At 44.5% G+C, this 11,718-nt stretch carries 12 protein-coding genes; 4 read left to right on the top strand and 8 right to left on the bottom strand.

Features of this window, described 5'->3' with window-relative positions:
* Positions 1-619: 619 nt before the first annotated feature.
* Positions 620-1,441, bottom strand: coding sequence for a radical SAM protein (locus F7C14_RS09100; RefSeq protein ID WP_290902093.1), 822 nt, complete (start codon positions 1,439-1,441; stop codon positions 620-622).
* Between the two features lie 56 nt (positions 1,442-1,497).
* A complete protein-coding gene (locus F7C14_RS09105) occupies positions 1,498-3,504 on the bottom strand; it encodes a molybdopterin-dependent oxidoreductase (protein WP_290902095.1) in 2,007 nt (668 codons plus the stop codon).
* A gap of 38 nt (positions 3,505-3,542) precedes the next feature.
* Here F7C14_RS09105 and F7C14_RS09110 point away from each other — a divergent pair, with 38 nt between their 5' ends.
* Entirely contained in the window at positions 3,543-4,835 is a 1,293-nt protein-coding gene (locus F7C14_RS09110; RefSeq protein WP_290902097.1) for an acetamidase/formamidase family protein, read from the top strand.
* A gap of 6 nt (positions 4,836-4,841) precedes the next feature.
* Here the strand turns inward: F7C14_RS09110 and sdhC are convergent, their stop codons facing one another.
* The 6 genes from sdhC to sucC are packed head-to-tail and all read right to left on the bottom strand — an operon-like array spanning position 4,842 to position 10,012.
* The gene (gene sdhC / locus F7C14_RS09115) at positions 4,842-5,189 is read right to left on the bottom strand and encodes a succinate dehydrogenase, cytochrome b556 subunit (RefSeq protein ID WP_290902099.1); all 348 of its coding nucleotides are present in this window, start codon (positions 5,187-5,189) and stop codon (positions 4,842-4,844) included.
* 4 nt (positions 5,190-5,193) lie between these two features.
* Positions 5,194-5,562: a succinate dehydrogenase gene (locus F7C14_RS09120; RefSeq protein WP_290902101.1), complete on the bottom strand. Its 369-nt coding sequence runs from the start codon at positions 5,560-5,562 to the stop codon at positions 5,194-5,196.
* A 1-nt stretch (position 5,563) separates the two neighbouring features.
* Positions 5,564-6,274: a succinate dehydrogenase iron-sulfur subunit gene (locus tag F7C14_RS09125; RefSeq protein ID WP_290902103.1), complete on the bottom strand. Its 711-nt coding sequence runs from the start codon at positions 6,272-6,274 to the stop codon at positions 5,564-5,566.
* Between the two features lie 9 nt (positions 6,275-6,283).
* Positions 6,284-7,987 carry a succinate dehydrogenase/fumarate reductase flavoprotein subunit gene (locus F7C14_RS09130; RefSeq protein WP_290902105.1) on the bottom strand — a complete coding sequence of 568 codons (1,704 nt, stop codon included), beginning with the start codon at positions 7,985-7,987 and terminating at the stop codon, positions 6,284-6,286.
* Positions 7,984-8,862, bottom strand: a complete 879-nt coding sequence (gene sucD, locus F7C14_RS09135; protein ID WP_290902107.1) for a succinate--CoA ligase subunit alpha — start codon at positions 8,860-8,862, stop codon at positions 7,984-7,986. Before sucD ends, F7C14_RS09130 begins: the two co-directional genes overlap by 4 nt.
* A 4-nt stretch (positions 8,863-8,866) precedes the next feature.
* Positions 8,867-10,012 (bottom strand): ADP-forming succinate--CoA ligase subunit beta, encoded by a 1,146-nt coding sequence (gene sucC / locus F7C14_RS09140; protein WP_290902109.1) that lies wholly within the window; start codon positions 10,010-10,012, stop codon positions 8,867-8,869.
* Between the two features lie 127 nt (positions 10,013-10,139).
* On the opposite strand from sucC, the gene F7C14_RS09145 reads away from it, so the two are divergent.
* From F7C14_RS09145 to F7C14_RS09155, 3 genes are read left to right on the top strand one after another with little or no spacing between them, the layout of a single operon-like run.
* Positions 10,140-10,502 carry a HEPN domain-containing protein gene (locus tag F7C14_RS09145; protein ID WP_290902111.1) on the top strand — a complete coding sequence of 121 codons (363 nt, stop codon included), beginning with the start codon at positions 10,140-10,142 and terminating at the stop codon, positions 10,500-10,502.
* Positions 10,489-10,833: a nucleotidyltransferase domain-containing protein gene (locus F7C14_RS09150; protein WP_290902113.1), complete on the top strand. Its 345-nt coding sequence runs from the start codon at positions 10,489-10,491 to the stop codon at positions 10,831-10,833. The genes F7C14_RS09145 and F7C14_RS09150 overlap by 14 nt, the downstream gene beginning before the upstream one ends.
* A gap of 40 nt (positions 10,834-10,873) precedes the next feature.
* Positions 10,874-11,512 carry an RNA-binding protein gene (locus tag F7C14_RS09155; RefSeq protein WP_290902115.1) on the top strand — a complete coding sequence of 213 codons (639 nt, stop codon included), beginning with the start codon at positions 10,874-10,876 and terminating at the stop codon, positions 11,510-11,512.
* Positions 11,513-11,718: the final 206 nt, after the last annotated feature.

The following is an 11,718-nucleotide window of genomic DNA, read 5'->3' on the forward strand; positions in this document are numbered from 1 at the left end:
GTCCTATCTTTTCTCATTTCTTAATCCAAAGACCAGTTTCTCTTTAACAACTAAAGAATTTCTCTGAAAGTTTTTTGCTCGAATTCTAATTCGAGATTTTCCAAGGCCTTTCTCAGCAAAGGAGCTTTATCGACAACGAACTCAAATTCGTTTTCGCATTAATTCGGAATCAATCTGTTTCTTCCAATGTTTATAATAGTAACGATTTCTGTTAACACTAACGACTCTCCTATCGATTACAGACAGATTCCTTCTCTTTTTCTCAGTTGAGATAGACAACTTCTCTTCAGAACCTCTTTATTCACTGTGAGAGACAAGATGTAACTTAGAAATATTTTAGCAGTTTCTCCCGTCGAAAAGTTTGAATGTAGATAGCTATGCTAAGAATTCCAATTTTCGTACGTACTCCCGTTCAAAGAGCTCAGACTCTTTATTGGCGGAATAATCTTCCGGAAAAGTAAAGTTCACGGGTCTGAGAGTATTTATCGATGCTCTCTTAGTTGAAAAAGCAATGATGAATGTAGTAGTGCCGGGTTGAATAAAGAGGAAATCGCCGTTGTTTATTGATCACTGCGTTACTGAATGCGGATAGTACAAGGGTTTTTTCGGGAAGTGTAAGTTAAAGAACGAATTTCCTCTCCCTCTTCATTTCTGGGGATTTTCCTTTGGCATTTCTTCTGATGTTTTTTATGAACTCCTCTCCGAAAACCTTTGAGATTCTCCTGAGGTTCGAGATAAAACAGCCGGGAATTCTTACATCCGCTATCTCCTCAAGCTTTTCGACAGTCTTAACGAAGTCGTAGAGGCTTTCAACTCTCTCCATGTCGAGACCAAGCTTTAAAAGTGGTTCTTCTTCGTAAACGGATAATGGCTGGAGAAATAGCTCTAAATCGTGTTTGGAAACGAATTCGGCGAGTTTGAAAAGATCTTCGTCGTTTATTCCGGGCATGTGTATGCATCTCACTATCGTTTCCATGCCCGAATCCTTGCAAAGCTTTATCGCATTAACTACGTCGTTAAAGTGATCTTTTCCGGTAATTTTCACGTATTTCTCTCTATCAAAAACGTCCAAACTTATCATCACGAGATCGAACACTTTCTCAAGCTTTTTCACGTCTTTCTCTCTTATAAGCGTGCCGTTGGTTTGCAGATCAAGTCTCGCTTCGAACATGTCCTTTAATTCTTTTGCAATTCTGACAACTTCATCAACACCCGCAACAAGCGGTTCCCCGTACTGTGAGATGGTTATCCCCTTGACGTTATCCGTATCTCCGTAATAGCCGGGAAGGGGAGCTTTTCCCTTTTCTACCGCAATTCTCGAATAGCAGTAAACGCAGTTTAAGTTACACTTCCAAGTAACCTCGTAAGTCGGATGATGCTTCGGATTTGCAATTCTCTCATCAATCCCCTCGCAGCATGTGCAATGAGTCGAGTACCTCATTAGATAACGGTGTTAAGAACGGGAATTTAAAGTGATCGGCAATACCTTGCTAATTCTCAGGAGCTCTCGTGAACTTTCCTTACGTTGCATTTGATTCCTCTATACATCGGCGCTCCCGACAAAGGATCGAATACGCTTCCGGTTAAAAAATTCGCATTGCTCTCCTCCCATCCGTGGGGAACTGAGACTGTAAGGGGATGTAAATCTTTGTTAACGGCGGCTTTTACTTTTAAGTTTCCGAACTTCGTTTCGATCTCCACGAAATCTCCGTTTGAGATACTTTCATTTCTTGCTATCTCCACTCCAACTTCGGCTATCGGTTCTGGATTGAGTTTGACCAAACTTTCCACGTTTCTGAATTGGGAGTGGTAGAAGGGAAGTACCCTCGCTCCAGTTATTAAATAGTAGGGAAACTCCTCAGAATCTTCTTCGAGTATCTCAAACTTTTGAGCACCTACCTTCTCTAAAATCTCTGGGAAGAGCTCAATCTTTCCGGAGGGGGTTGGAAAACCGGATTTTCTCATCTCGCCAATGGGATTATCGAGACGGACTCCTTTTTCAAGTTCTTCGACCGAGTACTTCTCCACTTCACTTCCCCTGAGCAACTCCCTTATCACGTCTTCTTCGGAGGAATACGGAAAGAATTTTTCGTATCCGAGCTTTTTCGCAAGAGCAACTACGAATTCAACTTCCGATTTTGCCTCACCAACCGGATTAACCACTCTCCTCTTCACTCTCACCCATCTGTGCTTTTTCAACGGGACCGCATCTATTTCCGCCTTTTCAAGGAAAGTTGACGCCGGCAAAACGATATCTGCGTATTTGCAGGTGGCAGTTAGAAATATATCGTGGACTACGATCAGCTCTATTCTCTCTAAAGCTTCGATGAACCTTTTGGAATTTGGAAGGGTCAAAACAGGATTCGATTTGAACACTATTAGAACCTTAACCGGATAGCTGTCGGAAAGAATCGCCTCACTTAAATAAGCGCTCCCGTCTTTGGCGAGGGGAAACTTATCCTTCCAGAATGGTTTTTTGTCCGGCTCTTTTAGAGTTATATCGTTCAGCTTTACCGAAGGGTTCCTGATTATTCCGCCTTTAACATCCACGTTCCCGGTTATCGCAGCTATACTCAGAATCGCTCTTGCCGTTTGAAAGCCGTTGATACTGTGTAAGATACCCTCTCTGAAATCTATCGAGGCGGGCTTTACCTTCCCTATTAGCTCCGCAGCTATCTCTATCAACTCTCTTGGCACGTCGGTTTTCTTCTCAACGAAATCTGGAGTGTATTTCTCAACTTCTCTCTTTAGCTTTTCAAACCCCAAAACGTGTTTTTCAACGAATTCCGCATTGTAAAGCTCTTTTTTAATTAAACGGTTCAGAATTCCGAGGGCTAAGTAGATGTCGCTTCCGGGACGAACTCTTATGTGGATGTCCGCTATTTTCGCACTCTCGCTTTTTCTCGGATCTATTACGATCACTTTCGCTCCTTTCCTCTTAGCTTTAACAATTTCCTCGAAAACTCCACCGTACCTGTGAACTTTTGAAACCGCCGGATTTGCTCCCCAGAGAACTATCAGCTTTGAATTCTCAAAATCGCAGATCGGGTAGGGGAAGCCTAAGAGAAGCTGCGATGCCAAAACCATCGATCCAACGCAGTAAGCCCAGCTTCCAGTCACGTTAGGCGTTCCAAAGATGTTTGCGAATCTCTTAACGACACTCCTGTCAACGATTCTTGCTGAAGGTCCGTGGAGGAAAATGAGGCTCTCTTCTAAACCTTCTCTTTTTAATTCGAGGAGTTTTTCGGCTATGATGTCGAGAGCTTTCTCCCAACTAATCTCCTTCCACTCGGGGCTTCCCCTTTTACCAACGTTAAGGAGTGGTTTTTTGATTCTGTTCGGATGGTACAAAACTCTTGTGTAATTTCTTCCTTTTACGCAGAGCTTTCCCATAGAGTTCGGATCGTCTCTATCTCCAAAAATCCTAACAACTTTATCATTCTCCACTTCTGCTATCGCTCCACAGTCGCACTTGCATATCTGACAAATCGTCCTCTTTATCACACCAAATTTTATATTGTTTGATCATTATAAGATTTCGTATGGCAGAGGATGTTGTTTACAACGGTTCTTTTACCGACGGCATAATCGGGCCGAAGGTGAAGAGAGCCGGAGTTGTTTCCGACGGTGGAAGAATAGTTTTCCTAACCTCTCCGGGCTGCTGGGGTCCGATGATAACTCCCAACATAAGGGGAGGACATGAAGTTGCTTTGCCTGTTGACGTTGAAAATGCTAAGATTGGAGATGCTGTTGCAATAAAAGTTGAAGAGATCAAAGTTCTTTCGAAAGCAACTTCCTCAGGAGTTGACGAGCCGGTTGAAGGAGCTTTCATCGGTGATCCCTACGTGGCTAAGAAGTGTCCGAACTGCGGAGAGAAGTGGACGGATTTTGAAGTGAAAGGAATTGGGCAAAATGCTGTTAGATGTAAAAAATGCGGACATCCGGCATCTCCTTTTAAGATGAAATACGGCTACACGATGCTGATAGAAAATGGTTTCGCTCTTTCCGTGGGAGAGGACATTGCCAAAAGCGTAGCTGAGAAAGCTTGGGAGTATGCAAATCTTCCTAAAAATTCGAAACAGGTTCCAATTCTCGTTTTCGCCAAGGCTGATATCCAAGGAATGGTGTCCAGAGTCAGACCTCACTTGGGGCAGCTTGGGACGATTCCAGCTGTGACCATTCCAGATTCGCACAACGCCGGAGATTTCGGATACTTCCTAATCAACGCCCCCCACGAGTTTGCAATAACGAAAGAGGAGTATGAGAATTCGCTGACGGATGGGCACCTCGATGTGGATTCCGTTAGGGAGAACTGCATAGTCATAGCTCCGGTTAAGGTTGATGGAGGAGGAATTTACGCCGGAGACGTTCACGCTATGCAAGGAGATGGGGAAGTTGCTGGCCATACAACGGATGTTTCTGCCGAAGTCAGCGTTAAGGTTTCCGTTCTCAAAAACCTGAAGCTTGAAGCACCCCTTTTGCTCCCGCCAGAGGAGGATCTGCCTCCCCTCGCTAAACCTTGGAGAAAGGACGAGTGGGAAAAAGTCGAAGATTTGGCTAAAAAGAGGGGAATAGAAATTGAGCCGGTGGCCCCCCTACAGATAATAGGCTCGGCTCCGACGATAAACGAGGCTGCCCAAAGGGGTTTCGAAAGGGCAGCAAATCTTTTCGGAATGAGGATTGAGGAGGTTTTGAACAGAGTAACTGTAACTGGTGCGGTTGAGATAGGCAGACTTCCGGGGATAGTTCAGGTTTCAATGCAAGTGCCTTTGAGAATCCTTGAAAAGCTCGGACTCGATGAGATTGTCGTTGAGCACTACGATCTCCCCTACTAAAATTTTTTAGAAGGATATCAAAAGCAGTGAGCCGTAAGCTGTGGCAATGAGAAATAGAGCGAAGCAGAAGACGTCTACAGCCCTCTTGTTTCTCGCTCCAAAGTCCGTGTCGAGAATTATCGCCCTCAATCCGTTGAAAGCGTGGAAGCTTACTACAACAAGAAAAACGAAGTAAGCAACCTTAAAGCCCGGATTTGCCAGTCTTTCAACTACTTTTTCGTAACTCAAAGCGTCGTGTTCTGCCAAGTGCGTCACGTAGAGGTGGTACATGACGAAGACGAAAAGCAAAGCTCCAGTTACCAACTGGAAGAAGAATGCTAAAGGCTCAAGGACGTTTCTCGTTCTTGCCTCCACCCTATCACCCCACAACGAACTTGTACATTATGTAGCTTGCGTAAATCCAGAATATGATCGTCAGAGCGTAGGTTATGTAAATCAGAACCCTTCTAAGCTCAACAGCCAAGCCGAACTCGTGTAAAATTACTCTCATCCCGTTAAAAGCGTGGTAAAAGGTAGCGAGTATTAAAAGCAAGTCCAAAGGTAGCGTGGCTGGTTGCACGGTCTTTTCTATAAGCGAATGGTAAACGTCCTTTCCGTACCTGAGGGAGGTGAGAAACGTTAGGTGGAGAACGAGGTAGATTAGAAGGATTATTCCCGTTATTCTGTGGAGAGAGAACGAGAGTCCGCTTAAGCTTCTACCTTTGATCTTAAACCAGTCCAAAATCATTCTACCACCTCAGCAAACTCCTAATGCTATGCTTAACAGCCTCCCACCTCAGCTTTTGCACGGCTTTGGCTGGATCAACGTTTTTCGGACAGACTTCGCTGCACTCAGCAGCGAAATGACACCTCCACACTCCACCGTCGCAAGCAACTTCCGGAATCCTCTCTTCTTTCCCCTCATCTCTGCTGTCCTTTATAAAGCGGTACGCCGAAGCGAAAGCAGCTGGACCGAGATAGTCTTTTCTTGTCGCCGATGCCGGACAGACAGAGTAACAGGCTCCGCACTTTATGCAGAGAGCGAACTGGTAATATTCATCCAGTTGCTTGGGAGTTTGGATTAACTCGGCTGGTTTTTCGTAATTCTCAACTTTCCTTATAAGATACGGCTTCACCTTAGCGTGCTTCTTAAAGAAGCCATCGAAATCAACGATGAGATCCTTTATAACGTTATAATTGTCAAGGGGTTCGATAACGATAACGTCAGATTTCAAATCCATTACCTGCGTTTCACAAGCCAACCTCGGTTTGTTGTTGATTTTCATCGCACAGCTTCCGCAAACTCCCATTCTGCAGGAGACTCTGAAAGCTAAACTACCGTCAAGATTTTCCCTTATGTAGAAAAGAGCGTCAAGAACAGTCATACCCTTCTTCACTTCCACTTCGTACTCGCTCCAGTACTCCTTCTCTCCGTCGAATCTCTTTATCCTAAAAAGCATACCACCACCTCAGTACTTCCTCTCCACGGGCTTCCACTTCGTTATCTTCACGGGAATGTACTCAAGCTTTGGTCCCTGAGGTGTGTAGTATGCCAAACTGTGCTTTAACCAGTTTTCGTCATCCCTCTTCGGATAATCTAAGCGGTAATGCGCCCCTCTACTTTCAGTTCTTGCGTAAGCTGCTACAGCAACAACTTCCGCCAAATCGAGCATGAACCCGACTTCGAAAGCGTAAATAAGATCGGTGTTAAACCTCCTCTTTTTATCTACTATCTCAACGTTCTTGTACCTTTCCTTAAGCTCTTTTATCTTCTTAATTCCCTCTTTCATTTCGTCTCCTGTCCTAAATATCCAGAAGTACTTGTCCATAACCTCGTTAAGCTCTTTCTTTATCTGATACGGGCTTTCGTCTCCACTTCTTCCCAAAAATTCGTCGTAGATTCTCTTCTCCTCCTCTTTATATGCTTCATTGCCCACATGCTTAAAGTCTTTCCTCATTGCGTATTCCGCAGCTCTCTCTCCAGCAACTCTACCAAAAACGAGGCATTCAGCTGTGGAATTGCTTCCAAGCCTGTTGGCTCCGTGAATACTAACGCAAGCAACCTCTCCGGCGGCAAATAATCCTTTTACAGGCGTTTCGGTCCACATATTGGTGTGAATGCCTCCCATCGTGTAGTGGGCTACGGGTCTTACAGGCAAAGGCTCTTCAACGGGATCGATTCCAACGAATTTCTTGGCGGCTTCTCTAATTAAGGGAAGTCTCTCTTCTATCTTCTCCTCTCCCAAATGCGTTAAATCTAAAGCTATGTAAGCTCCGTGTTCGCTTTCGAATCCCCTTCCCTCGATTATCTCCTTCCACATCGCTCTTGCAACGACATCCCTCGGAGCTAATTCCATTCTCTCTGGGGCGTACTTCTCCATGAACCTCTCACCGTACTTGTTTCTCAAATATCCGCCCTCTCCTCTTGCCGCCTCGCTGATTAGAATGCCCGAGGGAACTAAACCTGTGGGATGGAACTGGAAGAACTCCATGTCCTTCAGCGGAATTCCGCATCTATACGCTATAGCCATACCGTCTCCCGTCACTTGGTGGCTGTAGGTTGTGAAGCCGTAGAGTCTTCCAGCACCTCCGGTGGCGAGTATTACAGCTTTAGCCTCGAAGAGAATTAAATCGCCCGTTTTAAGCTCTATTGCCGTCACACCTCTGATTTCGTTGTCCTCTATTATCAAATTAGTCAGAAAGTACTCGTCGTATCTGACTATGTTCGGATACATGAGAGTTCTTTCGTAAAGGGTGTGAACCTCATGCAACCCTGTTCTGTCTTTAGCGAAAACCGTTCTGTCGAAACTCTGCCCTCCGAAAGCTCTTTGAGCTATTTTTCCGTCCTCCCTCCTGCTCCACGGACAACCCCAGTTGTCGAGAAGCAAGATCTCTCTCGGAATTTCTCTAACGAAGAATTCTACAGCATCCTGATCGGCAAGAAAATCCGAACCTTTAACGGTATCCCAAGCGTGCAAATCGAAACTATCTCCCTCGTCTTCTCTTAAAACAGCAGCAGTCCCACCTTCGGCACAAACGGAGTGACACCTTATGGGATAGGTTTTCGAGATTATGGCTATGCTCAAATTTTTGTTCTTTTCAGCTGCAGCTATAGCTGCTCTCAATCCAGCGAGTCCAGCTCCTACAATTACTATGTCGTGCTGAACTCTCATGCCTTATCCTCCAGCTTTCTCTTCACTATTTCAGCTACTTCCATCGGCGTTCTTCCCACTTCTACTCCAGCTTCCTCCAAAGCCTTTATCTTGGATTCCGCAGTTCCTCTTCCTCCTTCTATTATCGCTCCCGCGTGCCCCATTCTCTTTCCGGGAGGTGCTGTGATTCCGGCTACATACCCAACGACCGGCTTGCTCATCTTCTTTTCTATAAACTTGGCAGCCTCCTCCTCATCTGTTCCGCCTATCTCCCCGATGAGCACAACAAGATCCGTCTCATCATCCTCTTCAAACATCTCAAGAATCTCAACAAAACTCATTCCAACTATTCTATCTCCCCCTATTCCCACCACAGTGCTTTGCCCTATTCCAAGTCGGGTTAGGTTGTAGGCTATTTGGTACGTGAGGGTTCCGCTCCTTGAGACTATTCCTACGTTACCCTCTTTGAAAATCTGCGTCGGCATTATTCCGAGGTGGGATTTTCCTACGCTAATCACTCCCGGACAATTAGGACCGATGAGGATTACTCCTGCTTCCTTAACCTTTTTGTAGGCTTTGAGCTCATCGTAAACCGGAATACCTTCGGTAATGCAGACGACAACTTCCACTCCGGCGTCAACAGCTTCGAATATGGCGTCGGTGGCAAAGGGAGCCGGAACGAAGATTACGCTTGCGTTCGCTCCGGTTTTTTCAACAGCCTCACTAACTCTATCGAAAACGGGAACATCAAAAACTGTACTTCCTCCCTTTCCCGGAGTGACTCCGGCAACTATTTTCGTTCCGTAAGCGAGCATTCTTTCAGTATGAAATCTCCCCTGAGAGCCGGTAATTCCTTGAACGATCGCTTTCGTGTTTTCATCAATAATTATCGCCACACTCTCACCTCGCCAATTCAACCGCTTTCTTAGCTCCCTCCTCCATAGTCTCCACAACTATTATGTTCTTCTTTTCCTTCTCAAGAAAATCTTCAATGATTTTCCTTCCCTCTTCTTCGTTAGTCCCAGCTAATCTTAACACGATCGGCACCGGAACTTCAATCTCCTGAAAAGCCTTAACAAGCCCTCTCGCTACTTCATCACACCTCGTTATGCCTCCGAAAATGTTCATGAAGATGACCTTCACGTTTTTGTCCATTAAAATGGTCTTTATCGCCTCTTTTACAACTTCGCTGCTCGCTCCTCCACCTATGTCAAGGAAATTAGCCGGTTTTCCGCCTTCCAAGTAAATTAAATCCATCGTGGACATGCTCATTCCGGCTCCGTTGGCTATAACTCCGATATTTCCGTCGAGCTTTACGTAGTTTAACCCCTTCTCCTCGGCAATCCTCTCAATCTGGTCGACTTCGGTGTAGTCTCTCAACTCTTTGAGTTCTGGATGCCTGTAGAGAGCGTTGTCATCCACGTTCAATCTTGCATCTGCTGCATATAACCCCTTGTCAGTTAAAACGAGCGGGTTAATTTCTGTAAGCTCAGCTTCGTGATCCACCAGTATTTTATAAAGAGACTTAATTATCGCCGTCAGCTCTTTGTGAAGTTCCTTCGGCATTCCAGACTTGTAAAGAACCTCTCTTATCTGATAGTCGAACAAACCGTAAAGGGGATTTATCGTAACCCTCGCTATTTTCTCCGGATGCTCTGCTGCTATCTCCTCTATGTCCATTCCTCCAACGCTGCTGACTATTAAAGCGATTCCTTTTTCAGCTCTATCTAAAGTCAATCCTACGTACATCTCTTTTTTTATGTTGAGCTGCTCCTCGACGTAGATCTTCTCAACTCTATGCCCTTTTATAACCTTCCCGAAGAGATCTTTAGCAATCTCAACAGCCTCATCAACGCTGTTAGCAAGTTTTATTCCCCCAGCCTTCCCTCTTCCACCAACCAGTATCTGAGATTTCAAAACGACTTTTCCTCCAAGTTCTTCCGCAGCTCTTTTAACTTCTTCAACGTTCGTCGCGAGTTTTCCTCTTGGAATTTTTATACCGTACTTAGCAAAAATCTGTTTAGCCTGATACTCATGCAGCCTCATTGCATCACCTCTAAAGACAGTAGAGGGTCGTTTGTATGGTTTTTTAACTCTTGCTATTTTACTTTGTGTTCGACAATCGTTAAATCTCCTCAAAAAGCTTTTAACCTAACTTTACAGACTTATTTTAATGGAGGAGCTTTTCGATAGAGCAAAGAAATTTTTGAAAGAAGCGGAGGATGATGTGGCTAAGGAGTTTTACGACCTCTGCATGTTCCATCTGGAACAGGCGTTGCAGCTCCTCCTTAAATATATCCTGGCAAAGAGGGTAGGTTATTTCTCCAAAACGCACTCGCTAATAACGCTAAACGAGGAGGTTAGGAAAGTAGAGCCGGAAATTTCCGAATTTCTTGATAGGAACAGAAGACTGCTGAGAGAACTTGAAAGAGCATACATCGGAGCGAGATACTTGCCTTTTACTTACGAGAAGGAGGAGGCTGAGGAGGCGTTAAATTTCGTCAAAAGAGTTTTTGAGATGTATGAGAGGGGTTGAAATAGCCTTAGAAATTGCGGAAAGAAAAAGAAAGTTATTTAAAAATTATAGGGGGCTGGCGATGAAATTGAAAAAAGCGTTTGAAGAAATTTTGGGAGATGAGGTTAAAGTCGTAGTTTTTGGAAGTGTTGTTAGAGGAGATTACACACCTTTAAGCGATCTTGACATCCTTGTGATTTCAAAGAAAGCCGACAAAGTAAGGTACGGGGAAGTGATGGAAAAGGTGGAAGAAAAAGTCGGGGAGCTTATAGGTGTTGAAGTGCATTTGGTAACGCCAGAAATTTTTGAAAAGTGGTATAAAAAGTTCATTGATGTTTACGAAGAATTTTAACTCTTCGCAAGAGTTATATCAGCTCGGCTTAACTAAGTGCATGGACACGTCGAAAGATTTCAGAATTCTAATAGCAGAAAAAGGGGCTGCTGAACTGGAAAAATTGCTGCAAAACGTTAAGGTTCAAAGGAGAAAGGAACTCGTGAGTTTGGCGAGAAATTTGACGAACGAGATACAGGTTTTGAAATATTCCTATATGCCTCCAGAAGAGCTTGCGAAATCCTGTGGAAATCTTTTAGATTTAGCAAAGGAGATTTCAAAAACCTTGGCAAATGCTGAAGAAGATTTTAATAAAAGACTTGCCGAATACTGGCTGGATTACGTCTCTTCCCTCCCAGACCTCTTTGAAAGAGGGGAGATCGAAAGAATAGGTTTCGCGATAAGGTATTTCGCTGGAGAGATCGTTTCGGCAAATAAGATATCGAACAAGCTGTGGCTTTGCGTTGTCGATTGCGGAAAGCGTTTTGATGTTGTCACGAACTCGGAAAAACTTGCAAGTTCGGAGAGAGTAGTTGTTAGCCACCTGCCTCCAAGAAAGTTCGGAGATGTTGTTAGCGATGGCATGTTCGTTGACGCCTCTTTTGAAAAGAAGGGAGAGCTAAGCTTCGACGAAATAAAAAGCATAGCTGACAAGCTTGGTGAGGTGGAGGCAGTGCTTTACCAAATTGTGGAAAGATAGCCAAATGGATGTCACAATACTTTTGAGACTTTCCTTGGAATCCGCGAGATTGAAGTGCTTCTGATGATGAGCAAAATCCGAATGGACACGACCTCAAAGCTCAGGAAAATTCTGAATCTGAAGCCGGGGAGCACGGTAATAGCGAAAGTTGTTGGTGAGGGTAGGGTTTTATTAGAAGTAAACCCGACGATCGAGGATCTGCTGAA

The sequence above is a fragment of the Ferroglobus sp. genome, from assembly GCF_015521575.1.
Classification (GTDB): domain Archaea; phylum Halobacteriota; class Archaeoglobi; order Archaeoglobales; family Archaeoglobaceae; genus Ferroglobus.

Coding starts and splice junctions, on each gene's coding strand:
- F7C14_RS09100 (WP_290902093.1), bottom strand. CDS start 1,441: ATGAGGTACTCGACTCATTGCACATGCTGCGAGGGGATTGATGAGAGA.
- F7C14_RS09110 (WP_290902097.1), top strand. CDS start 3,543: ATGGCAGAGGATGTTGTTTACAACGGTTCTTTTACCGACGGCATAATC.
- F7C14_RS09120 (WP_290902101.1), bottom strand. CDS start 5,562: ATGATTTTGGACTGGTTTAAGATCAAAGGTAGAAGCTTAAGCGGACTC.
- F7C14_RS09125 (WP_290902103.1), bottom strand. CDS start 6,274: ATGCTTTTTAGGATAAAGAGATTCGACGGAGAGAAGGAGTACTGGAGC.
- F7C14_RS09130 (WP_290902105.1), bottom strand. CDS start 7,987: ATGAGAGTTCAGCACGACATAGTAATTGTAGGAGCTGGACTCGCTGGA.
- sucC (WP_290902109.1), bottom strand. CDS start 10,012: ATGAGGCTGCATGAGTATCAGGCTAAACAGATTTTTGCTAAGTACGGT.
- F7C14_RS09145 (WP_290902111.1), top strand. CDS start 10,140: ATGGAGGAGCTTTTCGATAGAGCAAAGAAATTTTTGAAAGAAGCGGAG.
- F7C14_RS09150 (WP_290902113.1), top strand. CDS start 10,489: ATGAGAGGGGTTGAAATAGCCTTAGAAATTGCGGAAAGAAAAAGAAAG.
- F7C14_RS09155 (WP_290902115.1), top strand. CDS start 10,874: ATGGACACGTCGAAAGATTTCAGAATTCTAATAGCAGAAAAAGGGGCT.